This is a genomic window from Olavius algarvensis spirochete endosymbiont, from assembly GCA_900608495.1.
Taxonomy (GTDB): domain Bacteria; phylum Spirochaetota; class Spirochaetia; order DSM-2461; family DSM-2461; genus UBA2779.
Map to the genome: position 1 here is coordinate 1 of UWYT01000029.1, position 22,496 is coordinate 22,496.

A 22,496-nucleotide genomic window follows, 5' to 3' on the forward strand; every position below is an offset into this window, starting at 1 on the left:
CCCCGCCATAGAAATCACAACAGGTTTTCTATTTTTCTCGTCGCTTACGCACAGTGCGATCTCACGTGCTATCAGATTTGATGCCAGGGCAGAGCCACCGCCCGAATTAATCCTGAGAACAATCGCCTTTATGAGAGGATTCTTTCGCGCCGCTCTTATTGCCTCCACCAGGCTTTCTGCGCCAATGTTCTTACCCTTCCAGCCCTCACCCTGATAAATATATCCATTTGCATAGATAACAGCTATTACTGGTATAACTGCAGGTTCCCAGTCATATTGCACAACGCCCCTTTCATGGTATGAGGAGAGTCTGAAATCATCTTCTATCATCTTATCCAGCTCATCCGGATACATCTGTGAATCAACAAGTCCCGCCTGTTGGGCCCGGTTTGCGTTCATCCAAAATCCCTTTGCATAAATGTCCTCGAGTTCCTCGTTCAGTTTATCTTCCCGTCCTTCTTCTATCATTCGGTCCATTTCGTTTTGAAGAGCTTCATAGACATATTCCAGGGATTCCCTTTCTGCGTTGGTCATCGATGATTCCGAGAGCGCATTGAAAGTGGTTTTGTACTCGTGCGATTGAAAGTTGTGGAAAGCTATTCCGTATTTGGCGAGGAAGTTCTTGAAGTATAGCTTGTTTTGCGCAAAACCTTGCACTGAGAGCGAACCGTGAGGATTGATAATAATCTCATCTGCAACTCCGGCCGCTAGCGCGTATTGCAGAGGCTTGTAATTGTCAGAGTAAAAATAAATTTTCTTGCCCGATTCCTTTACGCGTTTAATGGCCATTTCAATCTCATAAAGATTCGAGAATGAGGTTTCAAAATCCTGATTCCTGAATAAAACCGCATCGACATTGCGCATGGACGATAATTCATCCATATCAACAAGGAAGTCGTAAACAGAGAGCGTTTTCCCACTCCTGAATGAGTTGGCGAAAGAAGAAGATGTTGGTGTGTCCTTAAGCATTTGTGCCCAATCGTAGATTATCATCTTAGGTTTTGATTTCAGCGGCAAGGAACGCAATTGGTTCGCGGATACAAAAATCTGTGTTGTAGCGCTCTTCCCAAGCATGTTGCCGGTCATCGGCATTTCCGCGCCGATTAGAAGGCGATTCCAGGAGAGTTTCACACCAACAACAAAATTCTCGGAACGGAAATTCCAATGTCCGTAGATATCCAAGCCGTCGATTGGTGAGCTGCGCAGTCCGACAGCGCCGTTTTGATAGGAAGTGCCACTAACTGCCCCGTCGTAGAAAAGAGTTAGGCGCGTTCCCCAGTAATCGTTAGAAGAGAACGGACGAAACCCAACACCCAGATCTAAGGAGTAGGGCAATTTGGAAACTAGCGAATTGGTGTTTATCGCCAAGGAAACCCACTTTGTGGGCCGAAAAAGTGTGTGAATATTCCATCCAAAAATCTTCTCGTTGTTCCAACGGAAACTGGTGCCTGCGTAAATACCATTATTAATTCGAAAGCCAAGCCCAACTTCGTGATCACTAATAAAAGTTTCATCCTTCGAAAAGCTTCGGAAGTTGTATGCGAAGGGACCCAGTGCGAGGTGAGCCATGCCGGTTTCAAAATGAACACCTTGCCAATGTCCGCTAAGACCAATGCCGGATGCATTCTTCACCCCAAGCGCTGCCATGTTCAGCAATGAAGCGTTTTCCACGTCCTCCACCGCAATTCCCACATAAGTGGTTTTTAACCAGTCACTCTGACCCCATGCAAAGCCCGTTACGCAGATTAGCAGGATCAGCATCCTGTATCTCATGTTTAACCTCCTGCTATTTCACAAGTTTGAGATGTGACTTTTTTGGTTCGACTGGTTCATCCAGGGAGTAGACTATTACGCCAGGATAGTTTTCGTGAAGCCTGACTCGAATCCGGCGGCCTCCATCTTCCGATTCAGCTCGAATCAAAACCCGATCTTTCTCGTCTGTTAAGACATGTAATATTATGCCTTTTCCGCATATTGTGGCAAGTTGCGTTCTATCCAGATTGATTTTGTTTCTCATGAAACACCTCCCTTACTTTCGCATGAATCACCCGATTCATTTCCTCAATTCAGGCACAGTCTTTTGCGGTATTATCTTACATATAGCATTCCCCATTATCTATCCTGCATCTACTCCTCGCAGAGCTACGATATCCTCTGCCCGTGCCACCTCTGTCCGTCGCCCCCTACCCAGCAAAGCTCGAACTTCTTTCGAGTGCAGTCCCATGATTTGTCGAATTTCCTCACTGGCCATCGAGCTTTGTGCCTGATAAAACGAATCAATAAGAATAACATCGCCTATGCCAAAAATTCCATCCACAGCTGTAACACCTTTTGGCAGAAGACTCTTGCGCTTCGCCAGGGCTTCGAAAGCGCCGGCATCGATACTGACATTTCCTTTGGGTCTGGCGCCTAGTATCCATCTTGCCTTTGCGCCCATTTTTGGGCCGGCGAGAAAGAGCGTACCTACATCTTCACCCTCGAAGATGCGTCTAAGAATGTCATCGCGGCGTCCATCGGCGAGGATGGTTTTACATCCGGCCCTATAGGCCACTTCAATGGCCTGAAGCTTGGTGATCATCCCGCCACTGGAATGTTCACTTCCGGACTTACCCGCGGCCGCTTTGATTTCCTTCGTAACCTGCTCGACAATTGACATTGGTCGAGCATTCGGATTTAGTTTCGGATCGCTCTCATAGAAGGCGTCAGTGTCTGTAAGAAGGACAAGCAGTCCAGCATCCAGTTTGCTGGCGACATGGGCGCTAAGGGAATCATTATCGCCAAACAAATCTCCAATTTCCGTGGTTGAAACGCTATCGTTCTCGTTCAAAACAGGCACTGCGCCGATGGCAAGCAAATTTTCCACGACATTGCGTAAATTTAAATACGAACGCCTATCGTCAAAACTCTCTCTGCTAAGCAGAATCTGAGCCGCCTTGATTCGATGTTTTTCAAGCGCCCTGCGCCAATGTTCCATCAGTATCGGTTGCCCCAGGGCGGCACAGGCCTGACGCATCTCTATCTTTTTGGGCCGGCCTTCCAAATTGAGAGCCATTGCCCCAAATCCGATTGCGCCAGAGCTTACCAAAAGGGGACTAAGGCCTTTGGCACGCAAGTCTGCCAAGCCTTCAGCGATGGTTTTGATTCTTCGGGGGATGTTGTCTCCGGAGGCTAGCACATTTGTGCCAACCTTGATTACGACTCTTCCGATGTTGCTTAGATCTCTCATCGTTCTTAGCCTCGCCAATCCAGGCGTTTTTGAGACTCAGCAGCTTCCTTCACGGCGACAAGCTCACACCGATTCCGACCAAAACGGTATGCCTGCGGTGGTTCACAAATTCTTATGGGTGAAGGATTTTCTACCTTCGCTATAGTCTGCGATAATCTGTCCTGAACCGCGCAATTGCCATCTGTAACTCAGAAGTCCCTCCACTCCTACTGGTCCCCGTGCATGAATTTTTGAGGTTGAAATTCCAACCTCGGCGCCAAGGCCGAATACAAAACCATCTGAGAAGCGAGTTGAGCAGTTGTGAAAAACATTCGCGGCATCCACCCGGGCCAGGAATATCTCAGCAGCTTGCGTATCCTCGCTAACTATTGCCTCTGTGTGTCCGGAGCCATGAACGTGAATATGCTCGATTGCCTGTTCGATATCGTCTACCACTTTGATCGAAATTATTGCATCGAGATATTCGCTGTCCCAGTCTTCATCCGTGGCTCGGACGGCATTGATAATTGTTCGAGTGCGAGTGCAGCCACGAATCTCACAGCCAGCGGCTTGGAGCGCGTCTTTAATGAGCGGAAGTAGAGCTTCAGTGGAATTCTGATGAATCAGCAGCGTTTCGGCCGCGTTGCAGACCGCCTGATACTGCATCTTTGAATCTAAGACGATGGGGATTGCCTTGGCTGCACTCGCCGACTCATCCAAGTAGATGTGGCAAATACCATCAGCGTGACCAAGAACGGGTATTGAGGAATTCTTCATAATATTTGCGACAAATTTGCTAGAACCTCGTGGCACCAAAAGGTCTATCAAAGAATTAAGTGTAAGCATTTTGCCAACATCTTCTCTGGTTTCCACCAATCCAATCCAACCTTCCGGCAGTTGCGACGCCGAAGCCTTCGCTATAATCCTTGCCAGGATACGATTTGTTTCCAAGGCCTCCGAGCCACCCTTTAGAATCACCGCATTGCCTGAGCGTATGCAGAGAGTGGCCATTTGAATGAGGGCATCCGGTCGCGATTCGAAAATCATGCCAATCACACCAATAGGACCGGCAACACGGCTTAAAATCAATTTCCTATCTAGTTCACGCTTTTCCAGAACCCGCCCTATCGGATCCGATCTGCGTTCCAGAGTTTTGATTCCATCGCAGACACGGAGCAGCTTAGCATCATCAAACTTCAGCCGTGCAAGAAGTGCATCGGAAACACCCGCTCTGGCGGAGCGTTTCACATCTGCCTTGTTGGCCTCGAAAATTTCGCTGCCACTGGCTTTTAAGGCCAAACGCACATTTTTCAGAGCAGCCGTGCGGGTTTCGCCTTTCTGAGATAAAATCTCACGGCTCGCCTTCTTAGCCTTCCTGGCTCGGTCGATGAGATGCATATTTTTATAATAATAGACTTCTCAACTTCTGATAACCTAGGTTGAACTCTCTGGAGGCCGGTCGGAAGCGAAAACCAGCCACAACTCCCAAGCCGCTGTTGACAATTTCGTAAATTGCGGCGTGAAACAGTCGGACATAGGCACTCTTGGCCACATCTCCGGAGGCATCTCGAAATAAGAGTTTTCGTAACTTGAAAGTATGCACCAGATAGTCCAGTTGACGGCTCATCACGGGGTACAATTTTTTTACCATCGCGAAGAACTGTTCTTGATAAATCGCTTCCTTTCCCAGCAGTCTTGCAATCTGCCGCCGTCTATCCCGAATTGAAACACCGGACTCCTGGCGACTGGGAATGAATGCATTCACTATCTTCTGTACCACCTCGCTCGAGAAAAATCGAATCAGGGCAAAGTGAAACAGCAGTAAACCTGACATCTGGAGAGAAAAAGAACGGGTAGACAGATGAGCGAGATTCTTTAGCAGGAGCGTTATTTCTCTTTCGACAGAACCTGCTGAAACCTTCCGATACTTCGAACTAAATGTATTTGCTTCGGCCTCCAAACTCACAATATGCTCATCTACAGCTTCAATAACTTGCTGGATTTGCCTCCTTAGCGGGGCATTCAAACTGGAAATTAACCATTTTCGCAGCTCACTCCTCATCTTTTCTGAAGGCATCGCTACCCTCGTTGCGCTGGTTGCAAGGAATTTTTCAAAGTGCGCAAGAAATTCCTCGGCATCCTCCTTTCCTGAGCTCTTATGAAGGAAATATCGCAGCAGCGCCTCCGATTTGGACTGCGAATCTGTAAGCCCTTCAATTTTTGGAATGGAGTCGTCAAATAGAGCTCTGAGTGTTTCGATAAGGTCGCGATGAAGGTTTATAAGCAGTGGTGGATTCACTTTTGTCAAATCCAGCGAGGGATCGTGTGGGACATAGGCAATCGAAATCAGTTTTTTCCCACTAATCCGCTCTGATTCATTCACGTTTCTGTTGTAATTACCGATTAGATCGTCCGGATTGAATTCTTTCTCCGGATGAGGGATGTACTTATTGTGCCAAAGATAAATGGGTTTTTCCCGCCATAACCCTTGAATCCTCCTAAGCAGGGCGCCGGCCGCGACATGGGCAGTCGGTTCAGGATTAGTTACCAGCAGGAGAAAATCTGCGTCCGGCAGATAGGAGAGAAATGAGTCTTCCTCGACGTTGGCCGGCATATCAATAATAGCTAAATCGTACCTGCTGTTTAGCCAGTCGCGGTGTGAACGCATCAAGTCAGTTACGAGTTGAGCCGCCTGTTCTTCGGATTTTTTCTTTTGAGGAAAAATAACCTCAAAATTTGGAGCCACTCTGAAAGTCGAATTCTCGGGGGTGGCATCAAGTAAGGTCCGTTTCGGAAGTGTATAATCAAGCATGACAAGAGTATTGGAAAGTGGATCGGCATCGATGAGCGCGGTGCGTAAACCATCCCTAGTTGAGCAAAGAGCCAGATTCACTGCGCAAAGAGTTTTACCAACTCCGCCCTTACCCGAAGCCACAGCCAAAACAGGGCAGGAGTTATCCGATTTAGATGTCATTCAGATTGATAATGCCGCACCTAAGAGCGGTAACTGCCGCCTGAGTTCGATCTGCCACGCCAATTCTATTAAACAGCGCGCTTGCATAGTTGCGCACAGTCCCTTCCGAAAGATAAAGCTTGCCAGCGATATCAGCGTTCGACAATCCTCGGGCAATCAGTGTCAGCAATTGCCTGTCTCTAGGTTTAATATCGGGTGTGGAAGATTCAATGGGACGAGACATTGTGTTCGCTGCCATGGCCAGCACCTTTCCGGCTACCGAGGGATCGATGAAAGTCTGATCCATCAATATGGTGCCCTTGACGGCATCTATCAAATTTATCCTCGTGGTATCTTTCAACAGGTAGCCAGAGGCTCCGGCCTTTATCGCGTCTATCACCCAATGATCGTCGTCATAGGTAGTGAGAATCAGAACCTTGGATTCTGGATATGTAGACCGCAGTTGTCTGGTTGCCTGAATTCCGTTTCTATGAGGCATCTTCAAATCCATCAGCACCAAGTCGGGGATACCCAACGAATCAATCTTGTAAAATAAGTCCACACCATCTTCAGCCGTAGTAACCATCTCAAAGGAATCGTCACTCTCAAAAATAGTTTTCAATCCTTCCCGGACGATTTCCTGATCGTCGCAGATGATTAGCTTAATTCCCGTTTTCATTCTGAGTCTTCCATGTAAATCGAATCACGCAACCTCTGTCAGGTTGACTGTGTATCACGAGCTTTCCGTCAATTGCAAGCGCCCTCTCCCGCATGCCTTTTAATCCGAAATGGCTCCCGTCCTCAAAAAAATCAGCATTGAAGCCTTTACCGTTATCCTCAATTTCCATGTACAGGTTTTCGCTATCACCCTTCAGTTCCAATTTAACCTCGGTGGCATTCGAATGTCTAATCGTGTTCTCCAATGCTTCCTGGGCGATACGATAAGCGACTTCCTCCAGTGGCTTGCTCCAGTCAAGTTTTTTCGCTGGCAAGGAAAAACTCATCGGAATATCGGTTCTATCGTGTGCATTTTCAATTAAGCGCTGGAGTGCAAGGAAAAGCCCAAAATCTTCAAGTGGGCTCGCTCGCAGAGCCTCCAGCGAGCGGCGAGTTTCGTTCAATCCAATCCGAATCGTCTTGCGCGCCTTATCCAGCAGAGTTCTTAATTGTTTGTTCTCCTTATCGACAATAGTTACAGCCGCTTCGAGTTGAATCGAAAGCCCGCTCAGAGTGTGGGCAAGCGTGTCGTGAAGATCGCGAGCGATGCGATTTCTTTCTCTGCTTGCCGCGAGTTTCTCCTTGTCCAACGTATATTTCTCGAGTTTCTTGTTTGCTTCCTGCAATGCTTGCCTTTCAGTCCTCTGCTGATTTCGCAGTTCCGTAATCATGAAACCAACCGCGCCAAGAGCTAGAATTCTAACAAATGATGCGTCAATCGCGTTGAGAAGCTCTGGAGTAACACTTTCATTTATCAGGATAATCAGAAGTGGATCCAGAAAACCAAGTACGACAAAGAACAGGAATACAATTGGAAAACTATAACGCCAGGCTGTTGTGATGAGCGGGAAGATAAGAAGAATAGTCAATGTCATCGTATCATCCAGGGTGTTGATTGGCTTCCCGATTTCAAGAAGAGCGCGATACTTGGCGTTAATAATCGCAATGGGGATTACACTGGCAGCAATTAATACGGGAGGTAGGTGGTACTTCTTAAGCCAGGTTTCCAGCCTGGGGATCATTAGATAGACAAATATCAATCCGTATGTCACCGCAAATAGCAATATGGTTCTTTTTGTGCTTGGATCGTTTATTCCAGGTGAAAGGGGGTCTATCAGCAGGAAGAAGAAGACAAGAGAACCCCCACCGGAAAAAAAGCGAAAATTTCTAATAAGCCCGCTATCGGTTCGGAAGATAGATATCAGAGACATTCAACTAAGTTTAACATGATTTGTGTAATGAAGTACGCCTAAACAAACTTACAAATATCAACGAAAAATAGTGAACATTTTCAGGGGCTTTTATTACTGCTGTAACTGGCGCTTGTGTCTGCTTTCTCCGAGAATATGACTATGATTGCGTCAACCAGAGATAGAGTAACGATTCTCTCCATAGTTTTTGCCATTTTAATTGTGTTTATGCTGTTTTGGCTGCGCTCCAGATTTGGTGGTGATGAGTTTTCAGAGACGCGTAACACATCGGTTTCTGTGATAAGTCCTCAAATCAGTGATTTGAGAGAAACCTTGGTTGTTTCAGCTTTCTTGGAAGCAGGGCGTACAGTGGTAATTTCGCCTAAAGTAGGGGGGAGTGTGCAGGAAATCCTAGTTGTGGAAGGCTCGGTAGTCTCAAAAGGGGATTTGTTGGCTCGCATTGATTCTGAGCCATACCGATTGGAAATGGAGGCCGCTGAATCACTATGGCGCCTCGCTGAGGCGAGTTTAACAAGGACAAAGCAGGTGTTTGAAAGCTCCGGAACATCCATGCACCAACTTGACGAGGCACAAACCCAGCGGGATTTGGCTTATTCTGACTATGAGCTGGCCAAAATGAAATTTGGTTACACTGATATTACCACTCCCGTTTCTGGATCGGTGCTCTACCGTTATTTGGATCCTGGAAATATAGTAATGCCTCAATCGGCTTTATTAACTATCGGAAATACGGAAGCTCCGCAGCTAAAGGTGCAAGTTCCAGAGAAATACTGGAGTCAGTTTCAGAGATTGGAAGCGATTAAAGTATTCTTGTCGTTTCCAGCAGGTGGTGATGATTCCGTGCGTCTAGGAGAAATAATCAGAATCAACCCGAGTATCAGTCCGGAGAAAAAAAAATTCGAGGTAGTTTGCCTGCTAAAGCAGTCTGAACCGTTCTGGCCAATTGGCGCAAGTCTGCAGGTGGAGTTTGTTCTGAGTGAGAGGCTGGATACACTGAGTTTGCCCCTTCGTGTTCTGGACAATGACAACGGACTCTGGCGAGTCAATCCAAACGACAACACTGTCAGTCGCGTGGAGGCGCCGGCAATGTATAGGGATGCCGCGCGGTTTTCGGTTCCTGAAACCTGGGCGTCTGAGATATTTGTTCTGGGGGGGCGGCATCTATTGAGAGAAGGCCGGATCGTCGAATATTCTGGGAGTGAGAAATGAAACCGAGTGCCCTGGCGATTCGCCATCCGATTCCGGTATTTGTCATTACGATGGCCATCCTAGTCTTCGGCATTCTCGCTCTAATCTTTCTGAAAAGAGAATTCATTCCTTCCATTATCATGCCAAGCATCAGAGTGATAACTCTCTGGCCGGGTGTTAGCGCTGAAAATGTTGATGAGGATGTAACAGAGATTCTGGAGGAACAGTTAGCGTCCCTTTCGGGTGTAAACGATATTTATTCCGAGAGCAGGGAGGGCATCAGCATAATCAAACTCGATTTCGACGAGAAGGCTAATGCAAATGAGTTGATTCAGGAGGTGCGAAACAGGGTGGAAATAGCTTCCCCGGAACTACCCGACAATTTGGCCAGTGCGCCGATTGTTTCAACATGGGGAGCATCCGACATTCCCGTGTTTAGTTTCGCCATATCCGGTCCATGGGATTCAGATGAAATAACTCGTTATGCCGAGGATGTGGTGCTACAGGAGATATATGAGATTGAGGATGTTGCCAAAGCCGACATCCTCGGCGGAAGGAAGAAGGAAATCAGAATAAGTTTGAATCCCCAGGCGATTGCCAACAGCAATCTTACCCCACTTGAAATTGCCGCTGCCATCAAAAATCGCAATGTCACCCTGCCTGCCGGACTGGTTGACTGGGGTGGCGAGGAGTGGTCTCTGCGGATGAGCGGTGAATTCACCAGAATAAATGAAATCGAAAATCTTGTTGTGGGCAGCAATGCTCGTGTTCCGATTCGTTTGAGGGATATTAGTACAGTGTCCCTGGACTATGAGTCCACCGATCTAAGGGTTCGTTCCGAATTGCAGGATATGCTGGTGGTTCAGGTTATGAAACGAGGATCGGGAGATGCTATCAAGATTAGCAGGGAGATTCGCAAGCGCCTGGCCTACCTGGAAGAAGTGGGAGATTATCGCTTCGCTGTTCTGCACGATGATAGCGAGACTGTCAAACTCGCCTTGAACACGGTGATGCGCTCGGCCATTCTGGGAATTTGTATGGCTATCGCGGTTATTTTCCTTTTCCTTCGGAGTTGGAAATATACCCTTGTTATTGCAGTATCTCTTCCAATCTCACTATTTATCGCCTTTGCCGGCATGAAATTAGCGGGACTTTCCCTGAATGTACTCACGCTGGCGGGTATAACGGTTTCTCTAGGTATGGTGGTTGATGCCTCGATTGTAGTGTTGGAGAGTATCCATAGACGGCGATTGATGGGAGAGAGCATGCACAATGCAGCACTTAGCGGCTCAACCGCGGTTGCCGGGGCGGTTACGGCGTCTGTCACAACTTCGGTGAGTGTTTTTGTTCCTATGATATTTCTTGCCGGTATAGTGGGTATCATTTTAAAAGATCTTTCCGCAACGATTGTGCTATGCCTCGCCGCCTCTATATGTGCGGCGCTCTTCCTGGTTCCTCTTCTGGCTCACCGGGATGAATTCGGCAGTTCAAAGCGCAAGTTTCGCAGTCGCTTAATGACCAAAATCGAAAAGAGTTATGAATCAAGTCTTAAACAGGTGCTTCGTTTGAGCGATATCTGTCTAATAGCGGCCGCGGCGGTGTTGTGTATCAGCGTTATTGCCGCCGATTTAATGGGAGTATCCTTCCTGCCCGCGGCAGATTACAATGAGCTGTTCGTCTCGCTTGAGCTTAGACCAGGTGCATCGATCGAGGATGGCGTCGATGCAGCCGATATGGCAGAGGCGATTATCAGAGAAGAGATTCCAGAACTTGAGAATTTGATTTTCTTTGTGGGGATGGAGGATAATATCTCGAGTTCCTTCAAAAAACGAGAGACAGTTTGGGGACACATACTGCTGAAGAATCGTAATAAGCGGAAGAGAGACTTCCGAGAACTGATGGTGAACCTCAACGAAGCTCTCCCTCCGGAATTGCCGGGAATTGCCGTTACGATATTCAATGGCGGTTTCGACAGGATGCTGAGTCTGAGCACTGAGGGGGCCGGATATCGTGTTGAGTTATTTTCCGAATCGCTTGAGGATTTGAGAAGCGAAGCAGATAGAGTTGAGGCTATACTGCTGGAGAATCCCGAGATTATCAGTACGACTCGCGATGTAAGAGCCAATCGACGTTTCGTAAATGCTCAGTTCGATCAAGAAACCATGGGGACCCTTGGTATCAGCGCTGGCAATGCCGCTCGAAACGCCAGAATTGCTTTCGAAGGAATTGATGTCGGTGTTTATCGCCCTCCGAAAGGCGAAAACAGAAATATCAGACTGAGCTCCGATTTTGAATCATCTACTCCTAATTCACAGTCTCTAAGTTCAATTCCAATGCGCGGTGCCGGTGGCCATATAACCGATTTACACGCTTTTACCTTCGTGGAAGAGAACAGGGGCTTCTCTCAGTACCAGCGGCATAATAGAGCTCGCATGCTCACAGTTATAGGTTATACAAAAACCGAAGATTTCAGAAACATCAACCGCCAGATGAAGGAAGCTCTTGCCGACTCACCATTGAAGGAAGGCGTCGAGTGGCGTCAACAAGGGATTATGGGGTTAATCAGCCAGTCCATAGTGAATCTTGTGATAGTTCTGATAATATCCTTGCTGCTTGTATATGTAGTTATGGCCATCCAGTTCGAGAAACTCATTCAGCCACTGATTATTATGGTATCGGTTCCTTTTTGCTTCATTGGAGTGGTGCTTGGCTTAGCAATATTCGGTTCGGACGTCTCGCTGATTTCCTTCCTTGGAATTATAGCACTGTCGGGAATGGTGGTGAACAACGCCATTGTGCAAGTTGATCGAATCAATCAACTGCGCAAGGATGGCATGAGACTGAACGAGGCGTTGATAAAGGGGTCGGTGTCAAGACTGCGTCCTATCCTGATGACCACGCTGACAACTTTCTTCGGCATCTTGCCTCTTGCATTAGCCAAAGGTCCCGGCGCGCAGTTATACGCGCCGCTGGGGCAAAGCATCGCCGGCGGACTTATAACTTCCACGCTGGTAACACTTTTCCTGATTCCGACTCTTTACCACATTGTCGAAAAACACCGAGTGAGTGCGAGCCAAGAAAACACTGATACAGATGTTCAACTCGGTGCGGCCTAGGACTCATTATGCCGGGAATACGATGCTGTCCTATTCTTTCCCGATGACTTCGCATCATACATGGCTGTATCGGCCGCACTAACCAGAGCTGCGGAATTCTCGCCGTCCATCGGATAAAACGCCAAGCCAATACTGCCCGTAATGCTTAGTGGCTTTCCAGACTCCAGCTCGATTGGTTCCGCTAAATTCAATCGCAGTTGCTCGGCCAACTGAAACCCATTCTCCGGCGTACAATCGTCCGTGATGATCAAAAAAAACTCATCGCCGGCTAGGCGCCCGACGGCATCAATGGATCGTATATCCCTTTTGAGTCGTTTCCCAGTTTCCGTTAAAATCTTGTCACCAATCATATGTCCATAGTTGTCATTTATCTGCTTAAATCCGTCCAAATCGACAAACAAAACGGTGAGTGTCTTGCCATAGCGCTGACATCTCTTAATCTCTAAATCCAATCGCTCCATGGTCTGCAGGCGATTCGGCAGATGGGTTAAGGGATCGTGGGTAGCCATATAGGATATCTTCTCATTGGCTAGAACCAAACTCTGATGAGAATTCGAATTGGAAAGAGCGATTGCAATAAATCCCGCAAGGGCTTCCAATACTCTTAGGTGTCTATTCACATAGCAATGGGCCCCTTTCCCCTGGATTGAGAGAACACCGATGATTCGTCTTTCGATTTTCAACCGTACAACCAGGCAAGATTCATTTGTTTCCCCAACCGCAGACTCGCTCTTGATATAATTATAGCTTTCTTCTCTCGAATTTATCAGAAGGTCTTTGTCATTTAGAGCAACCCATGAAATCAGCGAATCCTCGGGATCGACAGGGGCACGGGAGGGTTCCGCATAAACTCCATTCTTTATCATATAACGAAGATCTATCTCTTCTTCGTTTAAGCAGAATGCTATAATAAGTTCGTCTACGGTCATGAGCTGGGTTAGGCGCTTATAAATCACTTTTACTATCTCATCGGGATCCAAAGAAGAGGTGATTTCCTGACCGATCTTTCTTATCGTTTCAAGATCCAGTATGGATTTGTCTTTGCTACTGCGAATTTTTTCTAATTCGCCGGTCCGCCGGCGCCAGCTTCCCATCTGTTTTTTCAGTTGGCCAATTCTGTTGCCGTGGTCGTATGTGCTTATCAGATGATGAAGCCCCTCGGCAAGATAGCGATGCTCCTCCCTGCGGATGGCGAGCAGATAGGTTAGAGCCTTTAGGTTGTCTTCCTTGGCGCGGTAGAGCTCCACCAAACCTTCTCCACTAAGAATCCGAAAATATCTAACCCCCGCGGATTCACACAACTTGTAGCATTTTTCCCAGGAATCAAAAGCTTTTTCGGCATTCTCAGTTTTGTTATAAAACATTCCAAGTTGGTAATACGCTAAGATTTCACCGTAGACAATCTCGTTTTCGCTGCAGGTTTCAAGTGTCTTATCAAGTAACGTTTCGGCTGTCTCAAACTCCCCTCGGCGAATATCCAGTTCAGCCTGGGTAATCTGATACTCGTAGTATGGAGGTTCATTGGCTCGCTCAAGCCAATCCTCAGCCTTATTCAGATTGCCTTCTTTTAACTCGATGTACCCCATCTCATGCCACAGGCGTGCCAGATGGGTTTTATTACTGGAATTCAGTGCGAGAGCTTCTTCGAGAAAGGCTCGGGCTTCTTTGTACTGACCCTGATTGATGCAGATTCGAGCCAAGTAAGAGTTAACCACAACTTCAATTTCTATTAGGCCCAGATTTTGAGCCCTTTCGCGTATGGATAGGAAGAGTTCAAAGGCCGCCTCCGGACGTTCTGTCAGACTGTAGATGTGCCCAAAGGCCAGTTGACATTCAAGAACACCCGCGGCATCACTGAGTTCCTCTCTAATCTTTCTAGCTTCCCTCAACGCAAGGAAGGCTGGTTCGTATTCGCATCTTTGAATTCTGGCGCGGGCAAGTCGGTAGAAAACCAGGCTCTGTTCTTTAACCATCTTCGCGACAATAATTCTCGGTAGCAAGCGTTGGGCTGTTTCTATTATTTTCGTTGGTTTTTCATATGAGAGCTCCAGAAAACTCTCAATATCCAGCTCATTGTTTGACATGTAGAATTAATGATTATTTTACAACGATCGTTGCTTGGGAGGGAAACACTTAAATAACTAAACATACACAATCTGTAGAACTAATTGAATTTTTCCCTTAATATTCTACACAAATGAAGGGGTTAATTAAGACTGAGAGGCAATTAGAACTCCTGGTCGACAAAATACTTGGAGTAAACAACGAACTAAGCCGTATCAAGGATTTGGATTTGCTTCTGGAACGCTTTCTATACCGGGCGCGTCGAGAATCCAGCGCCGATGCCGGGACTATCTATATTCGTAAAGATGATGAACTGGAATTCAAATACACTCAAAATAATACTCTTGAGGCGAAACTCAGAAATGGTCGAAAACTACCGTATTCTGCTTTTTCAATTCCCATCAACGAAAAATCCATCGCGGGATTTGCTGCCAAACACAAGAAGACACTCAATATTCCGAATATGTATGCAATCGATAAGGAGGCACCCTATCATTTCGATCCATCCTTTGACAGGCGCATAGGTTATAAGACTGTTTCCAGTCTAACGATTCCGCTGATTTCCAGTGATGGAAAACTGCTGGGAATTATGCAATTGCTAAATGCATGCGACGATGATGGGAAGTTCATCCCATTTAGCAGAGAAGATGAGTCGTTCTACAAGATGTTATGCCTAATCGGAACTAATGCTATTCAACGTGCACAAATGACCCGCAACCTCCTTATCACCATCACTGGTTTTGCCTGCTTGCGCGACCCTAAGGAAACTGCGGCACATGTGAATCGGGTTGGAACCTATGCTACTGAGATATATGAGGCCTGGGCAAATCAAAGGGGAATAGCATCCGGCAGCATAGATAAGAATAAAGATAATCTGCGAATTGCGGCCATGCTTCACGATGTTGGGAAGGTTGGCATCAGCGATACGATACTCAAGAAGGAATCCGCTTTCGATTCCAGTGAAAGAAAAACTATGGAATCCCACACTTGGCTGGGTGCGAGACAGTTTCTGGGCAATAGTGACTTGGATCTCACTGCCAAGGAGGTTGCCCTTTCCCACCATGAAAACTGGGATGGGTCCGGTTATCCGGGAAGGATTACCAATCTAACGGGAAGTTCTGCTGGTGATAAAGAGAAGAAGCACCCTGGATTAAAGGGGAATGCAATCCCTCTTTTTGCCCGAATAGTGGCCATAGCCGATGTCTATGATGCCCTTCACTCGAATCGCGCGTATAAGAATGCCTGGGCTGAAGAGAAGGTGATTGAAACAATGAAGAAGGATAGGGGAAGGAAGTTCGATCCGGAGTTATTCGATGTTTTTCTGCGTATACTGCCAACACTTCAGGATATTCGTCGGCGTTTCCCCGATTCATAGCGTAGTAGCGACCGATGACTTTGCATCGAACTTGAAAACCCTGCCGATGAGGTGAATTCATTCAAAAGGCATTCCGCAAAAGTATTGCACTCCGTCGATATCTGATATATATTTAGAAAATAAAAAGATACAAGGAGAGTTTATGAAGCGAGTGTTCTTATTCTTAATTGTGGGGATTTTAGCCTCTGCTGCTGTCTTTGGCAACGGGGATGGCGAGAAAGAGCGCAGTTATGTTACTATCGGCACAGGTGGGGTCACCGGGGTTTATTACCCCACTGGCGGCGCAATCTCCAAAATGGTTAACAGGAAGAGCGATGAGTATAACCTGAAGGCGACCGTAGAAACGACTGGTGGATCAGTGTACAATGTAAACGCGATAATGTCAGGTGATCTTGAATTTGGCATTGTACAGTCCGATCTTCAATATCAGGCCTACAAAGGCCTGGAAGAGTGGGAAGGGGAACCTCAAGAAGATTTACGAGCCGTCTTTGCGATTCACCCTGAATCTATATCATTACTGGCTTCTGACGAGTCCGGGATTTGGACACTTGCTGATTTAAGGGGTAAGGTGGTGAATATCGGCAATCCCGGTTCAGGGAATCGCAAAAACGCAATCGATGTTCTCATGCTAGCTGGGATTGACCCCGACAGGGATATTCAGGCCGAGGGTTTGCAGGCGGTTGAAGCTGCCGCAATGATTCAGGACGGTCGAATTGACGCATACTTTTATACAGTTGGCCATCCCAATGGCTCGTTTAAGGAAGCCACTGCCGGTGCCAAAAAGGTACATTTTGTTTCGATACACGGCCCTGCCGTTGACGATTTTGTTGCTTCCCGTCCATTTTATGCCAAGTCGGTGATTCCGGTGAAAGCGAACTATCCTGCCGCAAACAATACTGGAGATATCCGGACTTTCGGTGTCAAGGCAACCCTGTGTACTTCGGCCAAGGTGTCCGAAGAAATCGTCTATTCGCTCGTAAAGGAAGTTTTCGAGAACCTTGCTGAGTTTAAGGAACTTCATCCTGCGTTTGCTATATTGTCAGACGAAAGCATGCTTGAAGGTCTCTCTGCACCCATCCACCCCGGAGCATTGAAATACTACCGGGAAGTTGGCCTAATCGAATAACTTAGGATTTGATTAATTCCGGGGAGTCGGGAATCAATCGCCCTCTTTTATATATGATGAGGACAAGGCCGGGATGCAAGAAAAGAAACTCACAGAGGCGAGACGTATCGCCGAAGAGGCAGAGGGGAGCGCTCGGAAGATTGAGATAGGCTCGGGGCGATGGTTAGTGCCGACTATCGCCGTTCTCTGGTCGGTTTTTCAGCTTTTATTGCCAAGTGCTATTCTCCTGAATAGCACTATCGTTCGATCGATACATCTTACTTTTGCCATAGTTCTGGTTTTTCTTACGCACCCGATGTTAAAGAAACCAAGGAAGGGTAAGTTGTGGGCCTATCTTGGAACCAGGAACAGAGTTACCATTCTAGACTATGTGATGGCCCTGATAGCCGGCCTTGCCGCATTCTACATAGCATTTGAATTGCTTATATTGAAAATCAATCCGGATTATTATGGGATTTTTTCAAGACAAGGTCGCCCCATTGTCCGCGATATAGTATTCGGAGTTACACTGACACTTATGCTCTTGGAGGCCGCACGTCGTTCCCTGGGCCCGGCGTTGATGTTGGTGGTCTTGTTTTTTGTTTTCTATAGCTTTTTTGCGGAGTATATGCCCGCGGGGTTGGATTTTCGCAGCGTAACACTCTCAAAATTTGTCAGCAAAATAACTATGTCGACCGAGGGAATATACGGAATTCCGCTGCATGTATCGGCAAATATAGTATTTTTGTTTGTGCTGTTTGGCGCTTTGTTGGAGAAGGCGGGTGCAGGAAAATACTTTGTCGATTTGGCTTTTAGTCTGACGGGGCGATTTCGAGGGGGGCCGGCAAAAGCCGCGGTTTTAGCGAGCGGCCTGACAGGCATGGTATCGGGCTCCAGCATTGCGAATACCGTAACTACTGGAACATTTACCATCCCCCTGATGAAGAAGGTGGGGTATCCCGATTATAAGGCAGGCGCTGTTGAGGTGGCAGTTTCGACGAACGGGCAGTTAATGCCCCCAATTATGGGAGCAGCCGCCTTCATTATTGCCGAAACCGTGAACATATCCTATGTGGAGGTTATTCGCGCTGCTTTCATTCCAGCGATTATCAGTTATATCGCCCTGTTCTGCATAGTTCATCTGGAGGCTTTGAAGCTTGGGATAAGGGGTATGGTCAAGTCCGAAATTCCAGGTTTTTGGTCTACTCTGAGTGGTGGCTTCCATTATCTGATTCCTATAACTTTTCTGGTTGTATCCCTGGTGGTGTTCCGCACATCCCCGGCGCTTGCGGCCTTTCGAGCAATAATCGCCCAGGCCATCTTGATTCCGCTTGAAAATCTTTGGAGAGTGCATCGAGACGGAAGGAGCTTAAGGACTGGATGGAAGGGTGTGCTCAGGAAAACCTTTTTTCAAATTCGAGATGCGCTGATTAGCGGCGGAATGAACATGATGGGAATCAGCGTTGCGGTGGCCGCGGCCGGTATTATCGTTGGCGTGGTTACTTTTGGACTTGGCGGAATCATAACCGAAGCCATAGAAATACTCTCAGGCGGAAGATTTTTTCTAATTTTGATTATTACCGCATTTGCATCCTTATTACTGGGAATGGGCTTGCCCACCACGGCCACCTATATAGTTATGGCAACACTGACAGCTCCGGTAATAGTGGCACTTGGAGCCAAAAGCGGCGTTGTTTTTCCCTTGATAGCTGCGCACCTCTTTGTGTTCTTTTTCGGCATTTTGGCCGATGATACACCCCCGGTGGGTTTGGCCGCCTATGCGGCTGCCGCCATTGCAAAGTCAAACCCAATAAAAACCGGTGTTCAGGGTTTCAGCTACGACATCAGAACGGCCATTCTCCCGTTTATTTTTATGTTCAATACAGATCTTTTATTATACGAAATAAACAATCCGCTTTATGCTACGTGGGTTTTCATCACTGCCATGTTCGCTATGTTCGCCTTTGCGGTACTTACACAGGGTTGGATGATAACATCGCTTAAGTGGTGGGAATACGTTTTGATGGCGGGTATAAGTTTTGGTCTTTTAATGCCGTCGTTTATTGCTGAGAATTTGCTTAGTCCGCTTATCCCGCGGTTCGGAGAGAACAGGAGTGGAACCATATTGGTAGGGGCGATTTTATTAACCATGTTTGGACTACTCTATTTACGACAGAAAATGCGGAGTCGGAGATACAGGCGTATATCAAATAGTGTATGAATTTGCCAAAGGCATTGTTTCTGGACATGGACGGAACTATTCTAAGGTCCGATCACAGTTTGGCGCCAAGAACTATCAGAGCCGTGAAGTCCATCAGCAGCACTGGGTGCATTGTTTGCCTGGCCACGGGTAGGAGTTGGGAATCAGTCAAACCAATCTACGATATTCTGGAGCTAAGTGGTCCAACAATATGCTACAACGGAGCCGTAGTAATCGGCAACCCCGTGGGTGACTGCGTCTTCGAGAGTACAATGAACGAAGCCGTTGCCAGTTTCGTGATAGCCGAGGTGCGAACAAGCGGCTGTGAGATGATAGCCTATCGTCATAGGGAACTCATCTTCGAGAGAAGGGGGCCGGAGATAAAGGCCTACAATGTTCGTACAAAACTACCAGGCAAGATTGTCGATTTTGACAGCCTGCATACGCTTGAGTTCACGAAAATAATTGTGCTGTCGAATCAGAATACACTGGCGCGACTCAAACTTTTATTGGGAAACCAATTTTCGAACGAAGTGTTAAGCATCACCTTTTCGAACTCGCGGTTTCTGGAACTGATGGCCGGCGAAATTGATAAGGGTAAGGGGCTGATGGAAGTATGTGGAATTCTCAATATTGCCAGGGAGGCTACTGCTGCCATCGGCGATGGCTGGAACGATCTTGCCATGTTGGAAGCAACCGGAGATGCCTGGATAATGGGAGGAGCACCTCAGGCACTAATGGCGAAATTTCCTCCAAACCGCATCACCTTAAGCGCAGACCAAGACGGCGCAGCAAGGGTTATGGAGACTATGCTCCAGGAAATCACCGTTTATGAACAGCTTCCTCGATAGATTGAGAATAATACTTTGCCGTCCCGAAGGAGCACTCAACGTCGGTGCGGTATGCCGTTCAATGAAGTCAATGGGCATTTTGGAGCTGGCTCTAGTTAATCCCGCTGAGTTCGATGAAGATGAAGTCTACAAGATGGCTATCCACGCCAGGGATGTCTATGATGGCTCGCTTGTATATGCCAGCCTTGAAGAGGCCCTCAGAAGCGTCACGCTTGCAGCCGGAATCACACGCAGGCGTGGCGTCAGACGAAAATGGTCTAGCGTGCCACCTGAAGTTTTAGCGAAGAAGATTGCATCAACCGCTAGTGGGAAGTGTGCGATTGTATTCGGAAATGAACAATCCGGCTTAAGCGACAAGGAACTCAATCAGTGTGATATCGCCTGCCACATACCCAGCTCGCCGGATTTTCCATCATTGAATTTATCACATGCGGTTCAGATAGTCGCCGCATATCTCTATCGTGAGTCAATTGGGGATTATGTCGGTTCTTTCACGCCCATCACGCGGGATCAAATTGAGATACTTGTTGCCGCAATTCATGATGCGCTGGAAGCTCTAAACTATTTCAAATCTGCCGATAGGCAGCACACGCGAATCTTTTTCAGGGACATACTGGCTCGTTCGCAGCTCAGTAAAAAGGAAGCCAAACAACTAGAGAAGATATTTCGTAAGCTTCCATATCTTCGAACTGCCTGATGGAAACAGAGCTTGCATACCTGATTCGAATATCGTCGTTCAGGAAAGTGATGTCGATTAGAAAAACTTGCCCCCTTACCCTTCATGCCCTGGCGCCTCAGGCAGTGTCACATCCTCACCGTGGCGCAGTTTCTGCACTATCGTTTGACCATTTTCCCGTTTGAAGATTACATACTCCAGATTCTTGCCCGCGAGGTGGTATTCATCCAGTGCGAAAGATATGATAGTGTCCGAATTTATTCCCCCTCTAACCGCCAATATCGTTTCCGGCGGTGCCTTCAAACTCCTTTGCGTTTTCTTGAATTCCAAGGCCTTATTCCTCAAGCTTTTTCGGTGTTGGGTAATTAATGAGGTTAGGCCGAAAATCTCTTGCAAATCCGGATTGCGTTTGGAACGCAAGTATTTAATCTGCTTGCTCAAATTTTCCATCTTTTCCTGAAGCGCTTTGAGTTCAACGCCCTGAATTCGAAAGGTTTTTAGCTGTTTTGGTTGGCAGCCCACGTATATGCGCGTTAGGCCCGCGCGTAAACCGCCGATGTGCCGGCAACTGATACTGCCTCCCACTATCGCAACGCCTCCAATGATTTCCCCGCGTCCTCGATTGAGGTAAACATTGCCATCCACCTCGATGTTGGAATGAAGAATAGCCTCGGTGACAAACAAATCACCCCCTACTCTGACGGTCGAATTCTCAAGAAAGCCGGTGAACAAATTTCCGCCAACATGACAACTCTCTCCATCGCCTCCCACGAGGCCGCCTCTGATAATCAAGTTTCTCTCTGTTTCCAGATAGGCACGACTCACGGTTTTGCGAATATACAAATCCCCGCTTGCGCGAACTGAGAAGCCGTCAGCTACTTTTCCAGTAATCGTCACCGAACCGTCAAAATCGATATTTCCAACCGAATAGTCGACATTTTCAATTTGGATGGATCTCTCCATCACTATGGAATTCTGCAGCAGTCGTACATTGCCGTCTATATTCGCCACCAGTCCCTCATCCGTCTCGCTCACGCCATATCCGGCGCTGAAAAGTCTACCCGGTGTTATTGGTTCAGCCTCGATTACCCTGCCGTACACGTCAAAACCATTCTTTGATGGGATAGCCTTTACTATATGAGCCAATAGATCTCCCACCTTACGATTTTGAATGTAATTGAGCTCTTTAAGATCTATCTGTCCGCCGTCAAGTTGTTTCCAGGGTTTGCCCCTATCGGTAATGAAAAGGCATTTCATGGTTTCCATGCTTCCCGGCACCTTCTCTTTTCCCCTTGCGATAACAATGCTTCTCCCCCCTGTCTTCCCCTCCAGCAGAACTCGCATCGCGGCCTCATCTACGCCTCGCACAACTCCAGCCGATTTCAAAGCCTCATCCATCATTCGAGCATCGATACCGGCTCCCCCCGATTTTGCTTCCTCAGTTTTCGCAACCGCCTCCATCCCATCCTCACTCACCCAAATCTCTACCTTCGCACAGAGCCTTTTCCCCGCCGGCCATTCAACCAATTTCTCCGGTATTCCGCTGCCTCTATCGACAATCTCTCGAATTCTTTTTGCAGGCACCGAAGGAATGCCCAGTAGCTTCATACGGGCCATAACGTCGTCCACATAGATTTGCCGTTGTCCCTCTCTCCTGGGTGACACAATGAGCACAGCCATCCCGTCCTGATATCTCAGTGAAAAACCATGCCGATCCGCAATTTCCGCATCCATGCAATTATTATGTCTACAATTAATCCCCCCTCAACAATCCCCAAACTGACTTTTTTTAATTCGGACATGATTAGACGACTAGTCTGTCAACAGTATATGAA

At 47.3% G+C, this 22,496-nt stretch carries 16 protein-coding genes; 7 read left to right on the forward strand and 9 right to left on the reverse strand.

Going from position 1 to position 22,496, the window contains the following annotated elements:
* From S1OALGB6SA_RS00280 to S1OALGB6SA_RS00310, 7 genes are all read right to left on the reverse strand, one after another.
* The coding region (locus S1OALGB6SA_RS00280; RefSeq protein ID WP_195910206.1) for a S49 family peptidase at window positions 1-1,773 on the reverse strand (1,773 nt) is incomplete at its 3' end.
* Between the two features lie 13 nt (window positions 1,774-1,786).
* Complete coding sequence (locus tag S1OALGB6SA_RS00285; protein WP_037561782.1) at window positions 1,787-2,017, reverse strand: hypothetical protein; 231 nt, start codon at window positions 2,015-2,017, stop codon at window positions 1,787-1,789.
* 99 nt (window positions 2,018-2,116) lie between these two features.
* Window positions 2,117-3,226, reverse strand: a complete 1,110-nt coding sequence (gene proB / locus S1OALGB6SA_RS00290; protein ID WP_037561784.1) for a glutamate 5-kinase — start codon at window positions 3,224-3,226, stop codon at window positions 2,117-2,119.
* Window positions 3,227-3,328: 102 nt separating this feature from the next.
* Window positions 3,329-4,603, reverse strand: a complete 1,275-nt coding sequence (locus S1OALGB6SA_RS00295; protein ID WP_037561786.1) for a glutamate-5-semialdehyde dehydrogenase — start codon at window positions 4,601-4,603, stop codon at window positions 3,329-3,331.
* Between the two features lie 4 nt (window positions 4,604-4,607).
* Window positions 4,608-6,179 carry a nucleotide-binding protein gene (locus tag S1OALGB6SA_RS00300; protein ID WP_037561788.1) on the reverse strand — a complete coding sequence of 524 codons (1,572 nt, stop codon included), beginning with the start codon at window positions 6,177-6,179 and terminating at the stop codon, window positions 4,608-4,610.
* Window positions 6,169-6,837 (reverse strand): response regulator transcription factor, encoded by a 669-nt coding sequence (locus S1OALGB6SA_RS00305; RefSeq protein ID WP_037561789.1) that lies wholly within the window; start codon window positions 6,835-6,837, stop codon window positions 6,169-6,171. The genes S1OALGB6SA_RS00300 and S1OALGB6SA_RS00305 overlap by 11 nt, the downstream gene beginning before the upstream one ends.
* Window positions 6,821-8,086, reverse strand: a complete 1,266-nt coding sequence (locus S1OALGB6SA_RS00310) for a sensor histidine kinase (RefSeq protein WP_124032175.1) — start codon at window positions 8,084-8,086, stop codon at window positions 6,821-6,823. The genes S1OALGB6SA_RS00305 and S1OALGB6SA_RS00310 overlap by 17 nt, the downstream gene beginning before the upstream one ends.
* 141 nt (window positions 8,087-8,227) lie before the next feature.
* Between S1OALGB6SA_RS00310 and S1OALGB6SA_RS00315 the strand changes: the two genes are divergently transcribed.
* The gene (locus S1OALGB6SA_RS00315; protein ID WP_161786771.1) at window positions 8,228-9,295 is read left to right on the forward strand and encodes an efflux RND transporter periplasmic adaptor subunit; all 1,068 of its coding nucleotides are present in this window, start codon (window positions 8,228-8,230) and stop codon (window positions 9,293-9,295) included.
* Complete coding sequence (locus tag S1OALGB6SA_RS00320; RefSeq protein ID WP_124032176.1) at window positions 9,292-12,390, forward strand: efflux RND transporter permease subunit; 3,099 nt, start codon at window positions 9,292-9,294, stop codon at window positions 12,388-12,390. Before S1OALGB6SA_RS00315 ends, S1OALGB6SA_RS00320 begins: the two co-directional genes overlap by 4 nt.
* Here the strand turns inward: S1OALGB6SA_RS00320 and S1OALGB6SA_RS00325 are convergent.
* Entirely contained in the window at window positions 12,387-14,474 is a 2,088-nt protein-coding gene (locus S1OALGB6SA_RS00325; protein ID WP_052079979.1) for a GGDEF domain-containing protein, read from the reverse strand. The two genes, S1OALGB6SA_RS00320 and S1OALGB6SA_RS00325, sit on opposite strands and share 4 nt — an antisense overlap.
* A gap of 113 nt (window positions 14,475-14,587) precedes the next feature.
* Between S1OALGB6SA_RS00325 and S1OALGB6SA_RS00330 the strand changes: the two genes are divergently transcribed.
* From S1OALGB6SA_RS00330 to S1OALGB6SA_RS00350, 5 genes are all read left to right on the forward strand, one after another.
* A complete protein-coding gene (locus S1OALGB6SA_RS00330) occupies window positions 14,588-15,829 on the forward strand; it encodes a GAF and HD-GYP domain-containing protein (protein WP_124032177.1) in 1,242 nt (413 codons plus the stop codon).
* A 142-nt stretch (window positions 15,830-15,971) separates the two neighbouring features.
* Window positions 15,972-16,955, forward strand: a complete 984-nt coding sequence (locus S1OALGB6SA_RS00335) for a TAXI family TRAP transporter solute-binding subunit (protein ID WP_124032178.1) — start codon at window positions 15,972-15,974, stop codon at window positions 16,953-16,955.
* A 73-nt stretch (window positions 16,956-17,028) separates the two neighbouring features.
* Window positions 17,029-19,155, forward strand: a complete 2,127-nt coding sequence (locus tag S1OALGB6SA_RS00340; protein WP_124032179.1) for a TRAP transporter permease — start codon at window positions 17,029-17,031, stop codon at window positions 19,153-19,155.
* The gene (locus S1OALGB6SA_RS00345) at window positions 19,152-19,985 is read left to right on the forward strand and encodes a Cof-type HAD-IIB family hydrolase (RefSeq protein ID WP_124032180.1); all 834 of its coding nucleotides are present in this window, start codon (window positions 19,152-19,154) and stop codon (window positions 19,983-19,985) included. The genes S1OALGB6SA_RS00340 and S1OALGB6SA_RS00345 overlap by 4 nt, the downstream gene beginning before the upstream one ends.
* Window positions 19,966-20,682 carry an RNA methyltransferase gene (locus S1OALGB6SA_RS00350; RefSeq protein ID WP_124032181.1) on the forward strand — a complete coding sequence of 239 codons (717 nt, stop codon included), beginning with the start codon at window positions 19,966-19,968 and terminating at the stop codon, window positions 20,680-20,682. The genes S1OALGB6SA_RS00345 and S1OALGB6SA_RS00350 overlap by 20 nt, the downstream gene beginning before the upstream one ends.
* A gap of 75 nt (window positions 20,683-20,757) precedes the next feature.
* On the opposite strand, the gene S1OALGB6SA_RS00355 is transcribed toward S1OALGB6SA_RS00350, so the two are convergent.
* Window positions 20,758-22,395 (reverse strand): flagellar assembly protein A, encoded by a 1,638-nt coding sequence (locus S1OALGB6SA_RS00355; protein ID WP_124032182.1) that lies wholly within the window; start codon window positions 22,393-22,395, stop codon window positions 20,758-20,760.
* Window positions 22,396-22,496 lie beyond the last annotated feature (101 nt).